This is a genomic window from Massilia eburnea, from assembly GCF_009720745.1.
In the GTDB taxonomy this organism is placed as follows: Bacteria; Pseudomonadota; Gammaproteobacteria; order Burkholderiales; family Burkholderiaceae_D; genus Rugamonas; species Rugamonas eburnea.
In genome coordinates this window covers 150,248-172,425 of record NZ_WNKX01000003.1, presented here as the reverse complement: position 1 = coordinate 172,425, position 22,178 = coordinate 150,248, and the positions used below count along the sequence as shown (strand labels likewise).

At 64.0% G+C, this 22,178-nt stretch carries 14 protein-coding genes; 6 read left to right on the top strand and 8 right to left on the bottom strand.

Annotation, left to right across the window (positions count from 1 at the left end; all coding sequences use genetic code 11):
- Positions 1-19: 19 nt before the first annotated feature.
- From GM658_RS05190 to GM658_RS05170, 5 genes are all read right to left on the bottom strand, one after another.
- On the bottom strand, positions 20-2,668 hold the full coding sequence (locus GM658_RS05190; RefSeq protein ID WP_155452940.1) for a glycoside hydrolase family 3 C-terminal domain-containing protein: 2,649 nt from the start codon (positions 2,666-2,668) through the stop codon (positions 20-22).
- Between the two features lie 17 nt (positions 2,669-2,685).
- Positions 2,686-3,885: an acyltransferase family protein gene (locus GM658_RS05185; protein WP_155452939.1), complete on the bottom strand. Its 1,200-nt coding sequence runs from the start codon at positions 3,883-3,885 to the stop codon at positions 2,686-2,688.
- Between the two features lie 6 nt (positions 3,886-3,891).
- Positions 3,892-4,470, bottom strand: coding sequence for a PEP-CTERM sorting domain-containing protein (locus tag GM658_RS05180; protein ID WP_155452938.1), 579 nt, complete (start codon positions 4,468-4,470; stop codon positions 3,892-3,894).
- Between the two features lie 51 nt (positions 4,471-4,521).
- Entirely contained in the window at positions 4,522-6,876 is a 2,355-nt protein-coding gene (locus GM658_RS05175; RefSeq protein WP_155452937.1) for a beta propeller repeat protein, read from the bottom strand.
- A 174-nt stretch (positions 6,877-7,050) separates the two neighbouring features.
- On the bottom strand, positions 7,051-8,589 hold the full coding sequence (locus tag GM658_RS05170) for an alpha-L-fucosidase (protein WP_211841810.1): 1,539 nt from the start codon (positions 8,587-8,589) through the stop codon (positions 7,051-7,053).
- Positions 8,590-8,786: 197 nt separating this feature from the next.
- Between GM658_RS05170 and GM658_RS05165 the strand changes: the two genes are divergently transcribed.
- The 5 genes from GM658_RS05165 to GM658_RS05145 are packed head-to-tail and all read left to right on the top strand — an operon-like array spanning position 8,787 to position 17,767.
- Positions 8,787-10,778 (top strand): sialate O-acetylesterase, encoded by a 1,992-nt coding sequence (locus GM658_RS05165; RefSeq protein ID WP_155452936.1) that lies wholly within the window; start codon positions 8,787-8,789, stop codon positions 10,776-10,778.
- The gene (locus GM658_RS05160) at positions 10,775-11,497 is read left to right on the top strand and encodes a polysaccharide deacetylase family protein (protein WP_170298674.1); all 723 of its coding nucleotides are present in this window, start codon (positions 10,775-10,777) and stop codon (positions 11,495-11,497) included. Before GM658_RS05165 ends, GM658_RS05160 begins: the two co-directional genes overlap by 4 nt.
- 27 nt (positions 11,498-11,524) lie before the next feature.
- Positions 11,525-13,432, top strand: coding sequence for a glycoside hydrolase family 97 protein (locus GM658_RS05155; protein WP_155452934.1), 1,908 nt, complete (start codon positions 11,525-11,527; stop codon positions 13,430-13,432).
- Between the two features lie 12 nt (positions 13,433-13,444).
- Positions 13,445-16,378: a glycoside hydrolase family 31 protein gene (locus GM658_RS05150; protein ID WP_155452933.1), complete on the top strand. Its 2,934-nt coding sequence runs from the start codon at positions 13,445-13,447 to the stop codon at positions 16,376-16,378.
- An 18-nt stretch (positions 16,379-16,396) separates the two neighbouring features.
- Positions 16,397-17,767, top strand: coding sequence for a glycoside hydrolase family 27 protein (locus GM658_RS05145; RefSeq protein ID WP_155452932.1), 1,371 nt, complete (start codon positions 16,397-16,399; stop codon positions 17,765-17,767).
- Here the strand turns inward: GM658_RS05145 and GM658_RS05140 are convergent.
- From GM658_RS05140 to GM658_RS05130, 3 genes are read right to left on the bottom strand one after another with little or no spacing between them, the layout of a single operon-like run.
- The gene (locus tag GM658_RS05140) at positions 17,757-19,091 is read right to left on the bottom strand and encodes an MFS transporter (RefSeq protein WP_155452931.1); all 1,335 of its coding nucleotides are present in this window, start codon (positions 19,089-19,091) and stop codon (positions 17,757-17,759) included. The two genes, GM658_RS05145 and GM658_RS05140, sit on opposite strands and share 11 nt — an antisense overlap.
- A 21-nt stretch (positions 19,092-19,112) precedes the next feature.
- Positions 19,113-19,898, bottom strand: a complete 786-nt coding sequence (locus tag GM658_RS05135; RefSeq protein ID WP_155452930.1) for a substrate-binding domain-containing protein — start codon at positions 19,896-19,898, stop codon at positions 19,113-19,115.
- 20 nt (positions 19,899-19,918) lie between these two features.
- Complete coding sequence (locus GM658_RS05130) at positions 19,919-21,010, bottom strand: porin (RefSeq protein WP_170298673.1); 1,092 nt, start codon at positions 21,008-21,010, stop codon at positions 19,919-19,921.
- 112 nt (positions 21,011-21,122) lie between these two features.
- Between GM658_RS05130 and GM658_RS05125 the strand changes: the two genes are divergently transcribed.
- Entirely contained in the window at positions 21,123-22,058 is a 936-nt protein-coding gene (locus tag GM658_RS05125; protein ID WP_155452928.1) for a LysR family transcriptional regulator, read from the top strand.
- Positions 22,059-22,178 lie beyond the last annotated feature (120 nt).

The window sequence follows — 22,178 nt, the reverse complement described above, 5'->3', positions numbered from 1 at the left end:
CGCCGGCGCGACGATTTGGTCAGAACGGCGGCAGGCTGCGCCGGCCTTTGACCGTCAATTTCACGCCGATTCCCGCAGCCTGGCCGGCGCTGCCCGCGCCACCGGGCTGGCCGCCGCCGATCCAGACCTCGGCCGGCCCGGGTTCGACGTTGCGCCGGCCGGCCGCGTCGACAGTGCTGAGCGCCTTGGCGTTGAGCGTGAAGGTGACGCGGCGTGTTTCACCCGCGCCCAGGGCGATGCGGGTAAAGCCGGCGAGGGTGCGGTTCGGCGCGCCCGGTTCCGGCCGCGATACATACCATTGCACCACTTCGTCGCCGGCCCGCTTGCCATCGTTTTTCACGTCGACCGCGAGCCTGACATCGAAGCCGGTGCACACCGTCTTCGGCACTGCCGCAGCATTCTTGTATGTAAAGTGCGTATAGCTCAAGCCATGGCCGAATGGGTACAGCGGCTTGCCCTTGAAGTATTTATAAGTGCGCCCCTGCATGCCGTAGTCCTTGAACGGCGGCAGGTCCGCGGCAGATTGGTAGAACGTGACTGGCAGCCGTCCGGCCGGGCTGAAGTCGCCGGCAATGAGCTCGGCGATCGCCTGTCCGCCTTCGCCACCCGGATACCAGGCCTGGATAATGGCCGGCACATGGCTGTCGGCCCAGTTCAGGGCCATGGCGCTGCCGCTCATATTGACCAGCACCAAAGGCTTGTGCAGGGGGCGCAGTTCAGCATGGAGACGTTCGAGCAAGGATTGCTGCGGCGCCGGGAGATCGATGCTGGTGCGGTCGCCACCGGCGAACCCGGGCGCGTGCACCGACATTTCCTCGCCCTCAAGCTGCCACGTCAGGCCGCTCACGAATACCACCAGGTCGGCTTGGCGGGCCGCTTCCAGTGCTGCGGCGTTGTCGAAGCTCGGGCGCGTCCACTGCAGTTGCTGTTCGCCCTCCCAGCCGGTCTGCTGCGCCTCGATGTCGATCCGGTACAGCTTTCCAGCCTCCAGGGTAAGCCCGGCATTTGAAGTCGGCCAGGCAAGGTCCCACATATCGGCCACGAGCCGGCCATCGAGACGAATGCGGTAGCCCTGGTTGCCTTTCAGGCGGAAATGGTGGGTGCCGCTTTCGGCCGCACGCAGGTAGCCGGACCAGCGCGTCGATGTCTTGCGTTCGGCGCTGTCGGGCCATCCCCATTTGAGGGCGGCATTGGCCACGGTTTCGGTCGCGCTTGGCGCGCCCTCCAAAGCAAGGTTGTCGAAGCGCTCCAGTCTGACGCCAGGATGGGTGCAGGCCGCATCGACGCACAAGCGGTCTGGCGGAACGTCCTGCAGCGGCGGGGCGACCCAGCCGGTGCCTTCGATGTGTGTGACGCGCGCCTGCGGGAACCGGGCGCGCAGGCCGGCCAGGACGGTCACCGGCTGCGATGGCGTGCCGTTGTAGTTGCCGACCAGGGCGTCGACGCTATCGGCGTTCGGGCCGATGACGGCGATGCTGCGCGGCGCTTGCTTCAGCGGCAGCAGGCCGTCGTTTTTCAGCAGCACCAGCGATTGCCGTGCTGTTTCCAGGTTCAGGGAGCGATGGGCCGGCGTGTCGACTTCGCTGGCCGCGATCTGGCCGAATGGACCGCTGCCGGGCTTGTCCAGCAGACCAAGGCGGATGCGCGCTTCCAGCAGGCGCAGTACGGCGCGGTCGAGAACGGGCTCGGCCAGCAAGCCTTGCTGCACCGCGCGCACCGTCGTGGCGGGAGTTGCCGTCGGACTGTTGCCGAATTCGCACATGACGTCCGTGCCGGCGTTGATGGCGGCCGCCACGGCTTGCTCCGGGGTTGCGGTATAGTGGTGCGCTTCGGCGCCGTGGATGTCGGCCACCGCCCCGCAATCGGACACCACATGGCCCTGGAAATGCCAATCGCTTCGCAGGGTGTCCTTGAGCAGCTTGTCGCTGGCGCAGGCGGGTACGCCATCGACTGCGTTGTAGGCGCACATGACCGCCAGTGCCCGCCCTTCGGTCACGGTGTCATGAAATGCCGGTAGATACGTTTCGGTCAGGTCATGTGGCGAAGGATGGATATCTTCGCGGTGGCGGTCGGCTTCCGGCCCGCTGTGGACGGCGAAATGCTTGACCGTGGCCGATACTTTGGGCGTGGCGGGATTGTCGCCTTGCAGGCCGCGTACGTAGGCCACGCCGATGCGCGATGTCAGGTAAGGATCTTCGCCATAGGTTTCCTGGCCGCGTCCCCAGCGCGGGTCGCGGAAGATGTTGATATTGGGCGACCACACCGTGAGGCCGCGATACAAGGCGGTGGTGCCATCCGGGCCCACGGTTTGCCGGTATTTGGCGCGGAACTCTGTCGCAACCGTGTCCGCGACGCGCGTAACGAGAGGGCCGTTCCAGGTCGCCGCCAGCGCGATCGCCTGCGGGAATACCGTGGCGTTGCCGGCGCGGGCAACGCCATGCAGGCCTTCATTCCACCAGTCGTACGCGGGGATGGCCAGGCGGGGAATGGCCGGCGAATCATGTTGCAGCAGGCTGGCTTTTTCTTCGATTGACATGCGGGAAAGCAGGTCGCGGGCGCGCTGCCCAGGATCGTCGGCGCTGGCTGCGTGGGCCTGGCAGGTATGGAACGACAAGGCCATGGAGACGAGTGCCGCCAGGACGGGGCGGCGATTGCGGAGATGAGTCATGGAATTTCGAGGTTGGACTAAAGCTTAAGAATCCAGCGGCGCCGATAGCAGGCCTTCAGCACCAGGAACTGGAGCACAAGATAGATCAGGCCGAAGGTGAGCGACGCTGCATAGGGATCGAACACGCCGCTCAAGGCGGCCTGGCCGGCGCTGCGGATCGAGGCCGCGCCGCCTGCGAAGCGCCAGCTGTAATCGAATAGCGGCGCAAGCAGAAAACTGGTCACATAGGCGAGGAGCGGATTGGCGCCGTATACCTTCAAGGGGAACAGAAGCACGCTGGTTGCTGACAGGCCGGCCAAGAGGCTGAACAGGGCGAGCAGGGCCAGCGAGAAGCCAGCGCTGAACAGCACAAAGGTCGCAGTATAGATGTTCTTGATGATCGGGCAGATTCCGCTCAATGCCAGCGCCAGGACGATCATTGCCGCGCCGGCGGCAAAGGCCGTGGCAGCGGGGCGTCTGACCTTGCCGCTCATATGGGCGAGGCCAGCCAGCACGCCAATCAATACGCTGGCGCTGCTGGTGTAAGCGTTGAGTAGGCCATCGGGGTCGAAAACCACCTTGCCATCGACCGGCCACCAGACGAACATGTGCGGGACGGTGAACAGCTGCCGGTCGATATAGGCGGGCCAGCTGCCGACGGGGTCGAAGCGCGGCGCGCCGAAGCCTGGCACAGGAACGAAATAGAGCAGGGCCCAATGTGATGCGAGAATAAAGAGCGTGGCGCCGATCAGAATGTATGGCCTGAAATGGGGCGAGCCGCCGGTTGTGCGGCGCATCGTCAGCAGGACCAGGCTGAGCGCCAACGCGAAGGCCAGCCCGATTTTCTGCAGCACGCCGGGAATGCGCAAATGGGCAGGGTCAAAGACGGGATAGGCGTTCAGGAACAAACCCAGCGCGACCAGCACGGCAGCGCGCCACAATCCGTGGCGCCAGAGGGCTGCCGTCGGTTGTCCCATGTTCATCCGATGTGACAGCGACAGCGGCATTGCGGCGCCGATGCAGAACAGGAAGGCCGGCGCCACCATGTCCACCAGGTTGCCGCCTTCCCACTTGGCATGGACCATCCAGCCATACTGCTTTTCCCACGCTCCCGGGGTGAGATTCAACAGCATGCCGATGATGCTGAGGCCCCGCAGCCAATCGAGCGCCAGCCAGCGCGACGCCCCGGTTCCATGTGCAGGGCGGGGCGGCGCAATCTGGAGTTCAGCATGATCCATGGCAGGTCAGCTGCGGCGGCGCGCCAGGCCAGCGGCAGCCAGGCCGCCCAGCATCAGCGCCAATGTTCCGGGCAGCGGTACGGCGGCATCGACCTGGACGTTGTCGATCTGGTTAAACGCGCCGGAGCTCAATCGCAGTTCGGCGATGCCGGCAAGTGCGGTGGTCCAGGTGCCCGCATCCTCGATGGCGCCGAGCAGGTTGCCATCGACCGAAACATTGCTTGCGTCGGTCAGGTAATCGAAGCTCGCCAGGTTGAATAGGCCGCCGCCGACGCGGGTGAGGGTCACGTACGTGTCGGAACCGTTGTCCAGGCCATCGTGCCAGTTGAAAGTCTGCGGTTCAAAGGTGCCGGTGCCGATGTTTGCCGCGCCGGGTGCCGCGTTCGGGGCGTGCAAGGTCAGTTTGAAGCCGGATTCCACATAGCTCAGGCCTGTCCCGTCATAGCTCATGTTGGCGGCCAGCGGGAAGCCGTCGCCATACATCATTTCGGTCAGGTCATCGAAGCTGAGGACTGTGGCGGTGGCATTGGTGCTGGTCGCTGCCGCGCCAAGCAGGACGGCGGCGATGAAGGTGCTGAATTTCATGTCATTCTCCAGAAAGTGGTGGTTGATGCGCCGGCAGTGCCGGCGCAATCATCAATAACTGAACACGACGCCGCGGCCGGCGGCGCTGGCGAACACGCGTCCCGGGACCGACTGGTCGGCGGCCAGGTTGCCAAGGCCGGCATACTGGTGCTTGTCGTCATTGATACGGCGCCAGTTCACGCCGCCGTCGTCCGAACGGTGCACGCCCCACACGCCATTGATCGTGCCGACGATGTAGATCGAGGACGAATACGTCGCGCCGGCAGGAGCCTTGCCCAGCGCGATCGAGGTCGCGCCGTACACTTCCGGGTACATCCAGGTTGGATTGCTGCCCCAGACCGGGGCCGTTGCCGCGATCCTGGTCCAGGTGGCGCCGGAGTCGGTGGAGTGGAGGATGCTGAAGCCATCGGTCACCCAGAGATCGCCCTCGGCGTTCGGGTTGACTGCCACGGAAGAATGGCCGTAGTCCGCCACCAGGGCGCCGGCTGCGACGAACGAAGTGCTTTCTGTGAAAGTGTGGCCGCCGTCGGTCGACGTCCAGAAATGAGCGGTGTCCGACCACTGGTTCCACCACGCACCGCCCGAATTGTAGGCATACACCTTGTTCGGGTTTTTGCGGTCGGCGACTACCCGGTAGCCGCGATTGATGCCTACGGCGCTCAAGGCCGGCAGGTTGGTGTAAGTCCAGCTTGCCCCGTTATCGGTGGTGTAGGCCGGGCGGGAATTCGCCGGGGCCCAGACGATATAGCCCGGCTTCGATACGGCGATATTGGATTCCCCGCCCTGGTTGGCCAGGGCGTCAGGATGGTTGGCGGCAAACGCCGTCCAGGTCACGCCGGAGTCGCTGGAGTAGCCACCTGCGACGTTGGGCGTATTCCACACAGGACTGCCGATGGCTGCGATGTAAGAGGGCGTTGACCACGCCATGTCGGCGCTGAAGCCGTTGCCGAACCAGCCCAGCGGGCCACGGGTCGGCTTCTTCAGCAATTCAGTCTGCACGTGGGTGCCGATGTCGCCCGAGCTGCGCAGCAATGTGTAGCTGGCGCCTTTGGGGGGCGTCATCAGGGCCAGCGTGGCGGTTTCTTCGAGTCCGTTCACGGCGAGATTCCAGCTTGGGCTGGCCGCCGAGGCATTCCTGGTTTCCCAGACGCCGCCGCCGAACACGTGCAGGATGCGCTCAGGGTTGTTCGGGTCGATCTCGACATCGTCGATCCAGCCGGAAAAGTCCCCTTCGGACGGCGTGTGCGGCGTCATCGAGGAGATTTCGCGCCAGGTCAGGCCGGCGTCGTCCGAGAGCTGGACAATGGGCTGCCCCTGCCAGTTGCCCCAGGAATTCGTGACGCCCAGTGCGATACGGGTGGTCGGGCCGGAACCGGAGACGGACAGGCCGCCCAGGCCGAAGTTGACCCATTGCTGCGTATCGTAGCTCTTTAGCAGCGTCCAGTTGGCGCCGTCGAACTTGTAGAGCCGGCCCGGGCCGCCGGCGCCGGGACCCATGTCGCGCGTGAACGCCATATAGATCAAGCCGTCCTTGGCGCGGACCATGTGGGGAATGTGGTAGCCGCTGACCGGCGTGGCGATGCCGGTCCAGGTGGCGCCGCCATCGCTCGATTTGTACAGGTTGAACGCCAGGCCTGCGGCGTTGGCGTAGTCCGGCGCCACGGTGGTGTAGATGGTTTGCGTGGCGCTGCCGGAGCCGGTGCCCGGGGTGTCAAACAGCACGCCTTCGATGCCGCCCGACGCGCGCCCTGGCAGGGCCGGAATCTGGTCGCTGGCGTACTGGAAAGTGGACAGGGACGTGACCTGGGCCCAGGTCTGGCCATAGTCCGCGCTCTTCCACAAGCCTGAGGTGCGCGAGCCGTAATACAGGACCGAGGACTGGTTCGGATCGACAACCAGGCGTTCGCCAATGGCGCGGCCCGGATCATTGGAGCCCACGCGGAACGGCAGGTCGACGTGGGTCCAGTTGTCGCCGCGGTCCGTTGAAATATACAGGCGGCCATTGGGGCCGGCCCAGTCATACATGCCCGTTACAAGATAGACGCGCTTGTCATCGTTCGGATCGAGGCCGATGCTTTCGGCGCCGTTGAAGAACTCTTCGGTGATGCCGAAGCCGTCGGTGATCGGGATCCAGGACGAAGTGGCGGCGTCCCAGCGATAGCTGCCGCCCATGTCGGTACGCGCATAAAGCACATTCGGGCTGGTCGGATGGAAGACCAGGCCTGGCACATAGCCGCTGCCGCCATACTTCACGTTCATCCAGCGTGTGCCGGTGGTGCTTGCCGTGCCGCTGGTGGTCAGCGTGGCGGAAAATTGCGGCGCCTGGCCGGACGGACTACTGCCGCCGCCGCAGGCGGCCACCATGGCGGCCACCACGCAGGCAAGGGCGAGGGTTGGTTTCTTCATCCTTTATCTCCAAGAAAAAGTTGAATCGAGTTTGGTCGGGACGGGCCGGCCGCCGCTCGTAAAGGCTTGTCCGGCAGGCCCGTCGGGCCAGACTAGGTCGAGCGGCTCCTGATTGCTCGAATTCGCGGCGATAAAACTTGGAATGTGCAGGAAGTTGAAAAGATTTACACGGTATTAGAAGCTGACGCGGAAGCTGCTGGCCATTTGGGTCGGCAGGCTGGCGGGCAGCTGGATCGTCAGGGCGTCATCGGTTTGCTCCCAGCGCAGTGCGGTGCTGCTGCCCAGCAGCTTGACCGCCTTCACTGGCCTTGCTTCCAGCCCGGCTTTGCGTCCCAGGGACTGGATGCGCACCGCCGTGGTGGGCGTGCCGAGGGTGATCGCGTAGAGTGCTCCATCCTTGGTGGTGAAGCGGATATCCTGCGGCGTGTATGCGGCGTTTTCCTGGAAATGGCCGGCGCTTGCCTTGGTCGGTCCTTCGCCGAACGTCTTCCATGGACGGGTGCCGTAAATCGCGTCGCCGTTGACCGACATCCAGGCCGCCATCTCCTGCAGGAACTGCATCGGTTCGGGCGGCAGGCTGCCGTCCGGATACTGCACTACGTTCAGCAGCAGGTTGCCGTTCTTGCTGACGATATCGGCCAGCATATGCACTACCTCGGTGGTGGTCTTGTATTTGTAGCCCTCGCTGTAGAACCAGTCGCCTATCGAGGTGTCGGTCTGCCATGGCAGGGGATTGATGCCTTCCATGACGCCGCGTTCGACGTCCTGTACGCCGGCTTCGCGGATGAATTCACCCGAGCCGATATCCTTGTGGTTGTAGACCGCTTCCAGCTTGCCGGCGTGGCCGGCCTGGTTGGCATTGTAGAAATTGGCCACCAGGCTGCGCCCCACCTCGCCGAAGGGCAGGCCGCCGTCGGAATAGAGCAGGTCCGGCTGGTAGCGCGTCACCAGGTCGGTGATGCGGTTGTACCACTCCTGCTGGAAACGCGTATCGGTGGTGTACCAGCCGCTCGAGCCGCGGTAAGGCTGGTTATGGGCGCGATGGTAGAGCGAGGCGTATTTCGGATCGGCGCCGTCGTAGTCCACGCCCAGCATCGGCCAGATCTGGTCATAGCCATGGCTGGGCGCGAACCAGCCGTAGCTGGCGCCCAGGTGCTCCGATACGCCGAAACGCAGGCCGGCCTTGAGTGCGGCCTGTTTCCAGTCGCCCACGATGTCGCGCTTGGGACCCATTTTGACGGCATTCCACTCGTGGTAGCGCGAGTCCCACAGGTCGAAATTGTCGTGGTGGACGCCCATGCTGACGAAGTAGCGTGCGCCGGCCTTCTTGTACAGGGCCATCAGGGCATCGGGGTTGAACTTTTCCGCTTTCCAGAGGGGGATGATGTCCTTGTAGCCGGACTTGGACGGGTGGCCGTAGTGTTCCAGGTGGTGCTTGTACTGGTCGGAGCCGTAGACGTACATATTGCGCGCGTACCAGTCGCCGGCGCGCGGCACCGACTGCGGTCCCCAATGCGACCAGATGCCGAATTTGGCGTCGCGGAACCATTCGGGCGTCTTGTAGGTCTTGAGCGACTCGGCCTCGGGGCGGAAGGGGCCCGGCACGGTCGTCAATTTGACGGGTTCTTCCTGGGCATGGGCGGCATGCATTGGCAGGGCGAGGGCAAGCAGGGGGGCGGCAAACGCGAGCAGCGTAGCGCGGCGGTTCGGCATGGCGTGGTCTCCGGAACTGTTGGTTTCGATTTTCCGGGTCAGGTTAAATTCAATCGCTGCCCCGGGCAAGGGATGCCCGGCGTTTTAGGGGCAATGTGAGAAATTTCGTTGGCCCGGTTGTTAACTTTCGCAATTGCCGCTTCATTCCCGCCGCTCGCACAATGGGATGAATTGAGTTCCCCGAAAGGCAGCACAGAATGAAATTGAGCAGAGAGAGGCGTCGCGCCGGCTCAGTCAAGCAGACAGTGTTGGGAGGGCTGGGTGCGCTGGTGTTGGCCGCCAGCGCGCATTCCGGCGCCGCCACACAGGCCCCCGTATTTGCGTCGATCTTCGGCGATCATGCCGTCCTGCAGCGCGACCAGCCGATAGAGACCTGGGGTAAAGCAGCGCCGGGAGCCAGCGTCGCCGTCAAGCTTGGCGACAAAGCGGTGCAGGCCGCGGCCGACGGCAGCGGGAGGTGGCGGGCGCAATTGCCGGCCATGCCAGCCGGCGGTCCTTACGCACTGAGCGTCAGCGCGAGCGGCGCCACGACAACGTTGCACGACATCCTGCTCGGCGACGTCTTCCTGTGCGGCGGCCAGTCGAATATGGAACTGGCCATGGCGAATGCGACCAATGCGCCGATGGACGTCACGTATTCCGCCAACCCGCAGATCCGCTTCGCCAATATCGTGCGTGAAACTTCGCCGGTCCTGCAGGAAGAATTCAAAACCGCGCCGCAATGGCAGGTGGCGGGAGCGCAAACCACCGGGCAGGCGTCCGCTGTGTGCTATCACATGGCGCGCAGCCTGCACCGCCAGTACAAGGTGCCGGTGGGCTTCGTCAACGCCAGCTGGGGTGGCAGTTCCATCCAGAGCTGGATCAGCGCCGCCTCCATGCGCAAGCTGGGCGCCTACGGTGAGGCGCTCGACGTGGTCGACGCCTATGGAAAGGATGTTGCTGCAGGCATGCGCGCCGAGGAAAGGCGGCAGGAGGCCTGGTGGGCGAGCGTCGATCCGGCCGCCCGTGCGCAGCGCGCCTGGGCCAATCCCGAATTCGACGACAGTGCCTGGCCGGCCATGGAGCTGGGTGCACGCTGGAATGAATCGTCTATCGAAGCGGTCAGCAAGCATCGCGGCGTCGTGTGGTTCCGGGCGACGGTCGAATTGACCGCCCAGCAAGCCGGGTCAGCGACGCAACTCCTGCTCGGCCAGATCGCCACGGCTGACACGACCTGGGTGAATGGCGTGCGCGTCGGCGCCGGCATCAACTGGTGGGCCGGCCGCGATTACGCGGTGCCGAAGGGCCTGCTCAAAGCGGGAAAAAACGTGATCGTGGTACGCGTGCTGGACGACGATAACGGCGGCGGCCTGGTCAGCCCGGCCGACCAGCGGGTGCTGCGCGCTGCCGACGGCAGCAGCATCGCCTTGCCCTTGCGCTGGAAATACCACCTTGGGTCCCATCTCAAGGCGGCGCAGCCGCCGACTCCGTGGGAACCTCCAACCAGTGTCACAACCCTGTACAACGGCATGATCGCCCCGATGCAGGGCTTCCGCTTCAAGTTGGCTGCCTGGTACCAGGGCGAGGCGAACGCCGGCGCCGCACAGGAATACCGCACTTTGCTGCCGTTGCTGTTTGCCGACTGGCGCAAGACGTTCGCGCAGCCTGAACTGCCTTTCGTCGTCGCGCAACTGACTTCATTTGGCTCGGTGGCGACCAAGCCAGGCTATTCGGCGTGGGCCGAATTGCGTGAGGCGCAATCGGTATCGGTGCGTAACGATCCGCATGCGGGCCTGGCTGTGACCTTCGACTTTGGTGACCGTTCCGATATTCATCCGGGCCAGAAGGCAATCGTCGGTGCGCGCCTTGCCCGGGCCGCACGGGTAGTCGCTTACGGTGAAAAAATCACGCCGGGCGGTCCGCAGGCGGTATCGGCCAGCCGGCGTGGGAAAGATATCGTGATCCGCTTCACCGATACCAACGGCGGTTTGCGCACCTATTCTTCGGACATGGCAATCGGCTTCGAAGTGTGCGAGAAGGACGCATGCAAGTATGCCCGCGCGAGCGCCAAGGGCGACACCGTCACGCTGCACGGGGCCGCGGCCGGCCACCCAAGCAAAGTGCGTTATGCATGGGCCGACGCACCGTTCATCAACCTGTTCAGCGCGGACGACCTGCCCGCCAACGGATTCGAGCTGGAGGTGAAATGAAGTCCTGGTGCTTCGTCATGCTCCTTTGCGCCGCCGCAGCGAACGCCGCCGCGGACTGTGCACCGGACGCACTGGGCACGTCGCGCGTATTGACCCTGAAGCGCGAATATGCTGCTTATGGCACGGTGCAGCATGGGCCGCTTCCCCTGGAAAAGGGAGAGGTCGTGCTCACTTTTGACGACGGTCCCAATCCGGAAACGATTGGCGGCGTGCTGCGGACCCTCGCGTCGCAGTGCGTGAAGGCGACCTTCTTCATGACGGGCGCCAACCTGGCGCGCCATCCGGAACTGGGCCGGCTTGTGGTGCAGGCCGGCCATACGCCGGCCCTGCACAGCTTTGCCCATCCTCCCCTGAAGTCCATGGCCGCCAGTGAACAGCTGGCCGACCTGGCGCACGGCATGCAGTCTTTTACCGATGTTTTTGGCTACGCGCCGGCCGCGTACCGCTTCCCTTTCCTGGAAGAGACCCCGGCGATCCTGGCACAGCTGAAAGAGCACAAAGTCACGGTGGCCTCGATTGACGTCGGCATCGAGGACTACAGCCCCAATGATATGCGCAGTGCGGCGCTGGTGGGACGCCTGGTGGACCGGCTGCGCCAGACGGGAGGCGGCATCGTCCTGATGCACGACGCAAACGGCCCGACGGCCGAGGCCTTGCCGGCGCTGCTGAAGGCCATCCACGACAACGGCTACAAGGTGGTACACCTGCGCTGGGAATGATTACAGATCGATAAAGTGAATACGAAGATGAAGAAATTGAGTGCGTTTTTAGGATTGGCCATGGCTAGCGGCGCCGTGTTGGCGCTCGAGAGCCCGAACAAGCAGCTGGATGTATCGGTCGTCGTCAACCCGGACAAGACCTTGTCCTACAGTGTCGAGCGCAATGGCCAGGCCGTGCTCCTGCCTTCGCCGCTGGGCCTGAACCTGGCCGGTGTGGACTTCTCGCATGGCTTGAAGCTGGTGAATACCTCGCCGGTGCAGCCGGTTGCCGAGCAATATGAGATGGCGGTCGGCAAACGCCGCGACATCCAGTACCGCGCGAATGAGCAGGTGTACTCGTTCGTCAACGCCGCAGGCAACAAGATGGATGTCGCCTTCCGCGTGTCGGACGACGGCGTGGCCTTCCGCTATGTGGTCGCCGATGCCGCCATTCCCCTCAAGCGTTTCATCAGCGAAGCGTCCGGCTTCGCGTTCGATGCGAAAACGCGCGCCTTCCTGCAGCCGCTGGCGGTGGCCAAGTCCGGCTGGGGCAAGACCAATCCGTCGTATGAAGAGCATTACCTGGTCGATATTCCGGTCGGCCAGCCCGCTCCGCTGAAATCCGGCTGGGCCTTCCCGGCACTGTTCCGCAGCGGCGACACCTGGGTGGCGCTGACCGAAGCGAACATGGATGGCAGCTTCCATGCGTCGCGCCTGGCGACCGATTCACCGGGCGGCGTATACCGCATCGACGGGCCGACGCCGAAGGAAGTCTTCAGCAAAGGCAAACTGCTGGCGGAGACCAAGGGCACGCTTTCAACGCCGTGGCGCGTGGTCGCGGTGGGTGCTCTCGGCACTGTGATGAATTCGACCCTGGGCACCGATCTGGCGGCGCCCGCCATCAAGTTCGACGCCAAGCTGGTGCAGCCGGGCCACGCTTCCTGGAGCTGGCCGCTGCTCAAGGACGGCGCCACCGTCTACGATGTGCAAAAGAAGTTCATCGATTATGCTGCGGACATGAAATGGGATTACACCCTTGTTGATGCCGAATGGGACAAGCAGATCGGCTACGACAAGATGGCGGAACTGGCCGGCTATGCCGCAGCCAAGGGCGTGAGCTTGCTGGTGTGGTACAACTCCGCGGGCGACTGGAACACCGCACCGCAGACGCCGCGCAACAAGCTGCTGACGCATGATGGGCGCCAGAAGGAATTCGCGCGCCTGCGCGACATGGGCATCAAGGGCGTCAAGGTCGATTTCTTCGGTGCCGACGGCGTTTCGATGATCCAGTACTACGTCGACATCCTGAAAGACGCGGCCAATGCCGGCCTGCTGGTCAACTTCCACGGCGCCACGCTGCCGCGCGGCCTGGAGCGCACCTACCCGAACCTGATGACGGCCGAGGCGATCCGCGGCCTGGAGTTCACCACCTTCGACCAGAAGGATGAAGACGTCGTGGCCGGCCATGCGGTGAATGCGGCCATGATCCGCAACCTGTTCGATCCGATGGACTTCACGCCGATGGTATTTGGCGACAAGCCGAACATCAAGCGTACTACCCGCGACGGCTTCGAGCTGGCTGAATCGGTCCTGTTCCTGTCGGGTATCCAGCACTTCGCGGAGATTCCGGAGGGTATGGCGGCGGTGCCGGAATATGTGCGCGGCTTCTTGCGCGACTTGCCGCGCCGCTGGGACGACAGCCGCTTTCTCGCCGGTTATCCGGGCTCCCACGTTATCGTGGCACGCAAGGCGGGCAACAGCTGGTATGTGGCAGGCATCAATGCCGACAAGAGCGAGCGCACGGTGGAGCTGGATCTCTCCTTCATCGGCAATCGAAAAGGCGTGATGATCAGCGACGGAGCAGGAGAGCGCGAGTTCAGCCAGAAGGAACTGGCTGCAGGGAAGGCCCGCGTGACGATCAAGCCGCGCGGTGGCTTTGTTGCGGTGTTCCGCTGATCGAGAGGATTAATGAAACATTTGCCTAAGACCGTGCTGGCCGCCTCGCTTGCGCTGGCCATTGCCTGGAGCGTGCCGGCCGGCGCGGTAGAACGGGCCAGCAGTGGCCTGGATAAGAATGGACACTTGCTGGCGCTGCCTTTCGCCGCAGGCGCGCATGACCGCTTCGCATACGTGCGCCTGCAGCACGGGGTGCAGTTCCGTGCTGGCGGCGTCACAAAGAACGTGATCTTCTATGGGCCGGACACCGTGCGCGTCAACGCCAACCTCGGTGCAAACCATTGGACCAGCCCAAGCCTGGTGGTGGTTGAGAAGCCTGGTGCGGTGGCTTTCGAGCTGGAGGAGGGCGCGGACACGCTGACCATCAAGAGTGCGAAGCTGCGCATTAGCATCGACCGCAAGACCGGAGCGCTGAGTTTCATGGACGGCTCCGGGCGCCTGTACACGCGCGAGTCGCAGCAGCCGCAGTCGATCAAGGCGGTGGAGATTTCGGGCGCTCCTTCGTACGAGGTGGAGAACCGGTTCACGTTGAAGCCGGACGAGGCGATCTTTGGCTTCGGCTATACCGACAGCGACGCCGTCAACCGCCGCAACCAGGACCTGCTGCTGGTGCAGACCAACCTGGGCATCATCATTCCGGTCATGATGTCCTCCGAGCGCTATGGCATCCTGTGGGATACCTATTCCAAGATGCGCTTCCAGGACGGCCCCGAAGGCGCCAGGCTGTGGGCCGAAAGCGCTCCCGGGGGCGTTGACTATTACTTCATGGGCGGCCGTTCGATGGACGACGTGGTGGGCGCGTACCGCCGCTTGACCGGCGCCGCGCCCATGTACCCGAAGCAGGCGTTCGGCCTGTTCATGAGCAAGGAGCGCTATCCTACCCAGCAGCGCCTGGTCGAAGTGGCGCAAACCTTTCGCAAGGAGCGCTTCCCCCTCGACTACATTGTGCAGGACTGGCAGTACTGGGGCAGCGACAAGGATGGCAGCTGGAGCGGCATGACCTGGGACCCGGTGCGCTATCCCGATCCGGCCGGCATGACGGCAAGCCTGCACAAAATGAACCTGAAGCTGATGGTTTCGATCTGGCCCTCGATAGGCAATGACACCGCGCTGGGCAAGGAGCTCGACCAGCATGGCCTGCGTTTTGAGCCGCTGCACTGGATCTCGCAAAAGGCGCGTGTCTACGACGCCTACAGCCCGCAAGGGCGCCGCATCTACTTCAAGCATGCGAAGTCCGGCCTGTTCGACAAGGGCGTGGATGCGCTCTGGATGGACGGCACCGAAGTGGAAGTCGGTTCCGCCGCCTGGGATGCGGCCAAGAATGAAGCCGACATCAAATCGCTGGGCAACAACGCGCTCGGCGATTTCACCCGCTACCTGAACCCGTATACGCTGCTGACCACCCAGGGCACCTACGATGGCCAACGGGCCACCAGCGACAGGCGCGTGTTCACCTTGACGCGCTCGGCCTGGGCCGGCGCGCAGCGCACCGCCGCCGCCTCATGGTCGGGCGACATCTTCTCGAGCTGGGACACTTTGCGCAAGCAGGTGAGCGGAGGCGTCAACGTCACCATTACCGGCAATCCGTACTGGACCCAGGATACCGGCGGCTTCTTCGTGGCGCGCGATTATCCCGGCGGCGAAAAGGACCCGGCTTACCGCGAATTGTTTGCCCGCTGGTTCCAGTATGGCGCTTTCAACCCGATCATGCGCGTGCATGGCACCGACATCGAGCGCGAACCTTATATCTTCAAGTCGCTCGATGCGGAAGTCTACAAGTCCCTGCTCGACGCGGCGCACCTGCGTTACCGTCTGCTGCCTTACACCTACGGCTTGAGCGCCAAGGTGACCAGCGACCATTACACCCTGATGCGCGCCTTGCCGATGGATTTTGCGGACGACAAGGCGACCTACGCAATCAACGACGCCTTCATGTTCGGCCCCTCACTGCTGGTGCATCCGGTCACGCGGCCGATGTACCGCATCCAGCCGCCGCCACCGGCAACCATTCCGGGCGATGCGTTGCGTACGCCGGACGGCCAGCCCGGACTGGCTGGACAGTACTTCGAAGGGCGCAATTTCGAGGTTCCCAAGGGGAAGGTGATCGACAAGGTCATCGACCATTCCTGGCCGGCGCCTCCGCTGGCCACCATCCCCGCCGGCTTGAGCCAGCTGGACGACTTCTCCGCGCGCTGGAACGGCACGCTGGAGGCGCCGGAAGACGGCGAGTATGAGATCGGCGTGGAAGGCGACGACGGATATCGCCTCTACCTTGACGATGCGGTCGTGCTGGAACGCTGGGAAAACGGCGGCAAACGGCTGGCCAGCACGCGCCAGGTGCTGCGCAAGGGCCAGCGGGTCAAGGTAAAGCTTGAGTACTTCCAGGCGACTTCCGACCGCAGCCTGCGGCTCGCATGGCGCACCCCGAGCGCAATCCGTGCGCTGGCCGAATCGAAACCGGTGACCGATGCGAGCATGCGCACCTACTTGCCGAAGGGCGCAGCCTGGTATGACTTCTGGACAAACCAGCGCTATGAAGGAGGGCAGGCGGTGGTGCGCGACGTGCCGCTCGACATCGTGCCCTTGTATGTGCGTGCGGGCGCCATCCTGCCCATGGGGCCGGAGCTGCAATACGCCACCGAGCAGCCCGAGGCGCCATATGAAATCCGCATCTATCCCGGCGCCGACGGCAGCTTCACCCTGTACGACGACGACAACGAGACCTATGCCTACGAAAAAGGGCAGTCCGCGCGCGTCAAGCTTAGCTGGAACGACAAGGCAAAGACCCTTGCCATCGGCGCCCGTCAAGGGAGCTTCCCCGGCATGGTGAAAACCCGTATCCTGAACCTGGTGCTGGCCGGCCAGGCCAATGGCAAGGGCCTGGCCACTGCCCAAGCCACGCGCACAGTGCGTTACGACGGCAAATCCATTTTCGTGAAGTTTTAAACACCATTCATTGACCCCATGATCAATTTACCTCGCCGCCGACTCATTACGACTTCCGTCGCCACCGCCGCTGTTGCCGCCGCGACGCTGCCCGGCGCCGCCCTGGCGGCAACGCCCAAAGCGGCCGGACGCGCAACCCTGGCGCCGACGCCGCCGATGGGCTGGAACAGCTGGAATTCCTTTGCCACCACCATTACCGAAGCGCAGGCCCTGGAAAATGCGCACATCATGGCGCAGAAGCTGCTGCCTTCGGGCTACGATATCTTCACGGTCGATATCCAGTGGTATGAGCCGAATGCCAACGGCTATGAATACCGCAAGGGTGCCGAGTTGACGATGGACGAATACGGGCGCCTGCTGCCGGCGCCGAACCGCTTCCCGTCGGCCGCCAACGGCAACGGCTTCAAAGGCCTCGCCGACCGGATTCACCGCATGGGGATGAAATTCGGCATCCACGTCATGCGCGGCATCCCGCGCCAGGCGGTGCGCATGAATACGCCGATCCTGGGCACCAGCTTGCGGGCCCAGGACATCGCCGACACCAGTTCGATTTGCGAATGGAACGGCGATATGTACGGTATCGACATGACCAAGCCCGGCGCGCAGGAATACTACAACTCGATCTTCAAGCTGTACGCCTCCTGGGGCGTCGATTTCGTCAAGATGGACGACCTGGCGCGCCCGTACGACAAGAACTGGCGCGAAATCGAAGGCGCGCACAAGGCCATCGTGGCTTCCGGCCGCCCAATCACACTGAGCATCTCGCCTGGCGAAACCGACCTGAAATGGGCTGGCCACGTACCGCATTACGCGCAGATGTGGCGTATCTCGGACGACTTCTGGGACGAGTGGAAACTGCTGAAGGAGCAATTCGACCGCCTAGAAAACTGGAACCCGGTCATGGGCGAGAATTCCTGGCCCGACGCCGACATGCTGCCGCTCGGACGCCTTGCCATGGGCTCGCGCGATACCAAGTTCACCCCGGATGAACAGCAGACGCTGATGACCTTGTGGAGTATCGCCCGCTCGCCGCTGATCATGGGCGGCGACCTGCGCAGCCTGGACGACCATACGCTGGCCCTGCTGACCAATCCGGAAGTGCTGGCAGTGCACAAGAAGAGCCAGCGCAACCATCCGCACCGCGCCGAGCCAGGCACCCGTATCTGGAGCGCGCAGCCGCACGGTGCCAATACGTCGCATTACCTGGCTCTGTTCAACACCGGCGATGCGCAGGTGGACATCGCATTCGACCTGTCGCGCCTGAACCTGGGCGACAAGACCGTGGCGTTGCGCGACCTGTGGCAGCGCAAGGACCTGGCGCCCGCGCATGGGGTGATCCGCCAGGCGCTGGCGCCCCATGCCTCGGCGCTGTTGCGGATTACGGCGTGACCGCGCGCCGTTCCTTGACGATGCCGCGGTAGACGAGGAAGGTGGCGGCCAGGCTGATGGCGCCGGCGCCAGCCATCCAGTAGCCTGGTGCTGCCTTGTCGCCGCTGGCCTCGATCATCCAGGTCGACAGCAGGGGCGTCAGGCCGCCGAAGAGCGCTGTCGCCAGGCTGTAGGCCAGCGAGAAGCCTGTGGTGCGCACCTGCGCCGGGATGATCTCGGTCAGGGCGACGATGGTGGCGCCGTTGTAGCTGCCGTACAGGAAGGACAGCCAGAGCTCAATCATCACCATATGTCCGAAGCTCGGGTTGGCGATCAGCCATGACAGCGCGGGATAGGCTGTCAGCGCGGTCAGCGCCGAGCACGCCGCCATGACGGGCCAGCGGCCGATACGGTCCGACAGGGCGCCCATGAGCGGCAGCCAGATAAAGTTCGACACCCCGACGCACAGCGTGACGAGCAGGCTTTCCTCGGTGCTCAGTTTGAGGACGCTTTTGCCGAATGTCGGCGTGTACACCGTGATCATGTAGAACGCCACGGTCGTCAGCACCACAAGGGCTGCGCCGGCCGTGACCAGCGGCCAGTTGCGGGCAATGGTGCGCATCATCTGGCGGAAGGTCGGGTGCGTCCTTTGCGCCAGGTAGGCTTCCGTCTCCTGCAGCGAGCGTCGGATGTAGAACACCACAGGAATGATCGAGCACCCGACAAAGAAGGGGATGCGCCAGCCCCAATCCGCGATGACTTCCTTGGCCAAGGTATGGTTCAAGGCATAGCCCAGGGCAGCGGAGAAGATGATGGCGACCTGCTGGCTGGCCGATTGCCAGCTGACGTAGAAGCCCTTGTTGCCTGGCGTCGCCATTTCGGAAAGATAGACGGAGACGCCGCCCAGTTCCACCCCTGCCGAGAAGCCTTGCAGCAATCGGCCCACCAGCACCAGCAGCGGCGCCCATAGCCCAATGCTGGCATAGCCGGGGACGAAGGCGATCAATGCCGTTCCCGAAGCCATGATCCCGAGAGTCAGCACGAGGCCTTTGCGGCGGCCGATCCGGTCGATGTAGCTGCCGAGCAGGATGGCGCCCAACGGACGCATGAAGAACCCCGCACCGAACGTGGCGAAGGTCATCATCAGCGCGGCGTATTCGCTGGTCGCCGGGAAGAATGCTGCGGCGATCTGCTGCGCGTAAAAGCCAAACAGGAAGAAATCATACATCTCGATGAAGTTCCCGCTGGTGACGCGGATGACGGTGCCCAGCTTGGACTGGGCGTGTGGCGTTGCGGAAGCGGCGGGTATGTCAATCGCCGCTGCGGCGGTGGTGTAGGTGGTCATGATGGGCTCGATCTCAAGTGTTTAGCGTTGTTCGCCGGCCGGCTCCAGGCCGGTTGCCTCAACGGCGGCGGCGTTCGCAGGCGAAGCCAGGAAGCGCAGCAGCGCGGCGCCGGCCTCGGGATGGCTGGCGCCGCGCACAATGGCGCCGGCGAATTGCGTCCTGCGTTGAACTTCCTCAGGGAGCAGGCCGACGATCTCGATGCCCTTGACGGGTTTCAGCTCGCTCTTTTGCTGGCAGCCGAAATCCGCTTCGCCCTGCGCGATGATCTCGCCCACCGGCGTGGCCGGAATCTGCGCGGCCTTGCCGTCCATTTGCTGTTTGATGCCCAGCTTGTCCAGCAGCTCGTGCTTGATGTACTCCCCGCTTGCGCTGTCGGAATAGGCGACGTGCGATGCGCCGAGGAAGGCCTGGCGCAGGCCATCGACGGTGCCGATGTCCGGTCTGGCCGCGCCCAGCCTGACGGCGCAAGCGATGGGGGAGTTGGCGAGCACCACTTTGCTGCCGGGTTCGAGCCGGCCCTCGGCCATCAGCTTGTCAAGCGCGTCGCCCACCATGATGACCACGTCGATTGCTTCTCCACGCGCCAGGCGCGCCGGGATGGCGTTCCTGGTCGTGCCCATCGAAGGCCCCCATGCCGACACCAGGTGATCGTCGCTGGCGTGCTCGAATGGCGCCGACAAGTCCTTGTAGGCCTGGGCAAACCCGCCGGAGGCGACGACGTGCAGGTCGGTTGCCTGGACGGCGGCGGCCAGCGCGAGAGCGGCTATTGCGGCCAGGGCTTTGATTTTAAGGTGATGTGCTTGCATTTGTGTTTCCTTTCCATGCACTAGAATTTTTGCATCAGGCCGAGCGTCAGCCCGGTGCCGTGGCGCGCGTTTGGCTGGGATCCGCTGCGTCCCGCCGCGTCGCCGTGCCACAGGGTGTGATCGGCTTCGGCGTAGGCGGTGGTGCGCGGCGCAAGCGTCTTCTCGAGGAACAGGAAGGCGCGATCGAAGCCGTCATCCTGGAAGCCGGTCGCGACGCGGCGGACGCGGTACCAGGCGGTTGTGAGAAGCAGGTCGGGCATCAGTTGGCGGCTCACGCCGGCGGACAGGACACGCTGGCGCACTGTTTTATCCGGCCCCGTGCCGGCCTTGTTGCGCGCAATGTTGGCCTTGAATTGCCAGGCGCCGGCGCGTACCGCTGCGCCAAGCGTCCAGGCATTCAGCACCAGGTCCTCGCGGCTGCGGAATTGCTCCACCGCGCCGGAGACCGTCCATTCCGGACGCTGGTACGCCAATGCCGCGCCGTGGCTGGACGAGGCGCTGGTGTCGCCCGGCACTTCGCCGAACGACCAGGCAGCGCGCGCCAGCAACGGGCCTGCATTGGCTGTGTATTTGACAGTATTGTCGAGCCGGTAAAAATTGTCCGCGTAGCCACTGGGTCCGTACTGTCGGCCGAAGGCATGGGTGCCGAAAGCGGTGTTGCTTAGCCCAGCGACGTTGATATTCGGGTTGAAAGCCGCGTAGCGCTTGCCGAGGGGATCGACCGGAATCAGGGCGTCGGAAATGAGGTTGGTCTGGCGTCCGGCTGCCAATGCGCCGTATGGCGTCTCGATACCGGCCCAGGCCTGGCGGTCGAACAGTCGGTCGGACTTGGCCTGGGTGCCGGCGTCGGCGTTGATGCCGCCTTCCAGCCGGAACTGGGCCGCCCAGCCGTTGCCCAGTGCTTCGCGGCCTTTGAGGCCCCAGCGGCTGGTGTTGTCGATGCCGCTGCTGACAGCGGCCGTGTGGCCGGCGGGCGCAGGGCTGTTGCCGGCGGCGAGCCCGCTGCTGCCGCGCAGGGCGACGTCGACAATGCCGTACAGGTCCACGCTGCTCTGGGCCAGGCAGTTTCCGCTGAGGGCCAGCAATGCGGTAAGGGCGCAAGAATGGCGCACGTTGTCTCCTTGATGGGTGTTTGCCTTCTTGGCGAGGCTGGTGGTGGTTGGATGAATCTTCCGGCAAATGGCATAATTTGAGAATTGCAATTTTCCAGCGGATTAATGCACCATGCGCATCAATTACGACCTACACGACTTACAGGCCTTTGTCGCGGTGGCCGAACGCGCAAGCTTCCGGCAGGCTGCGGACGACTTGTTCCTGTCGCAATCGGCGCTGAGCCGCCGCATCGAGAAGCTGGAAGAGGGGCTCGGCGTGAAACTGTTCGAACGCACTACGCGCCGCGTGCAGCTGACGAATGTGGGGCAGGCTTTCCTGCTCAACGTGCGCACGGCGCTCGATGGCCTGGAAGACGCGGTGCTGGGCGTGGCTGACCTGGCGGCGCACCGCACCGGTACCGTGACGCTGGCCTGCGTTCCTTCCGCCGTCTGGCACTTCCTGCCGGAAGTGCTGAAGGAGTTCAGTGAGCGCTTTCCCCGCATCCGGGTACGCGTGCACGATGAGAGCGCGCAGGATGTGCTGAACCTCGTGCTGGCGGGAGAGGCCGATTTCGGCATCAACTTCACCGGTGCGGAAGAGGCCGAAATCGTGTTCGAGCCAATTTTCAAGGAACGCTACGTGCTGGCTATGCGGCACGACCATCGCCTGGCGCAGCGCAAATCCCTGAACTGGAAGGATCTGGCCGGCGAAAGGTTTGTGTCGGTCGCAAAGTCGAGCGGCAACCGCAGCGTCATTGACGCCGCCCTGGCCGGTGTTGAGAAGCACCCGGCCATATTTTGTGAAGTCAACCACGTGTCCGGCGTGCTGGCCCTGGTCGAAGCGGGCATGGGCGTGGCAGCGGTGCCCGGCCTGTCGGTCCTGCCCGAACGGCCCGATTCGATCGTTGGTGTGCCGCTGGTGAACCCTGCCATCCACCGTACGCTCGGATTGATCAGCAAGCGCAATCACAGCATGGCGCCGGCGGCGCGCACCCTGTTCGACATGCTGTCGAAGACCTTGATCAAGCGGCCGTCCTCCGGCCGCAAAGGGCCCAAGCCGCCTGCCTGAGCGCTTGCACTGCCGTGTGAAATATCGTTCCGCTCCTTGGTGATTTTAGCAATTGCCCGCCGTTGCCGCTGTTTGCACAATGGCCCCATTGGACGAAATATATGACGTACACGAGGAGCC

What these genes read in the sequence shown, in the direction of transcription:
- GM658_RS05125 (WP_155452928.1), top strand. Translation starts at nt 21,123, where the DNA reads ATGCGCATCAATTACGACCTACACGACTTACAGGCCTTTGTCGCGGTG.
- GM658_RS05180 (WP_155452938.1), bottom strand. Translation starts at nt 4,470, where the DNA reads ATGAAATTCAGCACCTTCATCGCCGCCGTCCTGCTTGGCGCGGCAGCG.
- GM658_RS05140 (WP_155452931.1), bottom strand. Translation starts at nt 19,091, where the DNA reads ATGACCACCTACACCACCGCCGCAGCGGCGATTGACATACCCGCCGCT.
- GM658_RS05150 (WP_155452933.1), top strand. Translation starts at nt 13,445, where the DNA reads ATGAAACATTTGCCTAAGACCGTGCTGGCCGCCTCGCTTGCGCTGGCC.
- GM658_RS05155 (WP_155452934.1), top strand. Translation starts at nt 11,525, where the DNA reads ATGAAGAAATTGAGTGCGTTTTTAGGATTGGCCATGGCTAGCGGCGCC.
- GM658_RS05170 (WP_211841810.1), bottom strand. Translation starts at nt 8,589, where the DNA reads ATGCCGAACCGCCGCGCTACGCTGCTCGCGTTTGCCGCCCCCCTGCTT.
- GM658_RS05185 (WP_155452939.1), bottom strand. Translation starts at nt 3,885, where the DNA reads ATGGATCATGCTGAACTCCAGATTGCGCCGCCCCGCCCTGCACATGGA.
- GM658_RS05190 (WP_155452940.1), bottom strand. Translation starts at nt 2,668, where the DNA reads ATGACTCATCTCCGCAATCGCCGCCCCGTCCTGGCGGCACTCGTCTCC.
- GM658_RS05145 (WP_155452932.1), top strand. Translation starts at nt 16,397, where the DNA reads ATGATCAATTTACCTCGCCGCCGACTCATTACGACTTCCGTCGCCACC.
- GM658_RS05135 (WP_155452930.1), bottom strand. Translation starts at nt 19,898, where the DNA reads ATGCAAGCACATCACCTTAAAATCAAAGCCCTGGCCGCAATAGCCGCT.
- GM658_RS05160 (WP_170298674.1), top strand. Translation starts at nt 10,775, where the DNA reads ATGAAGTCCTGGTGCTTCGTCATGCTCCTTTGCGCCGCCGCAGCGAAC.
- GM658_RS05175 (WP_155452937.1), bottom strand. Translation starts at nt 6,876, where the DNA reads ATGAAGAAACCAACCCTCGCCCTTGCCTGCGTGGTGGCCGCCATGGTG.
- GM658_RS05165 (WP_155452936.1), top strand. Translation starts at nt 8,787, where the DNA reads ATGAAATTGAGCAGAGAGAGGCGTCGCGCCGGCTCAGTCAAGCAGACA.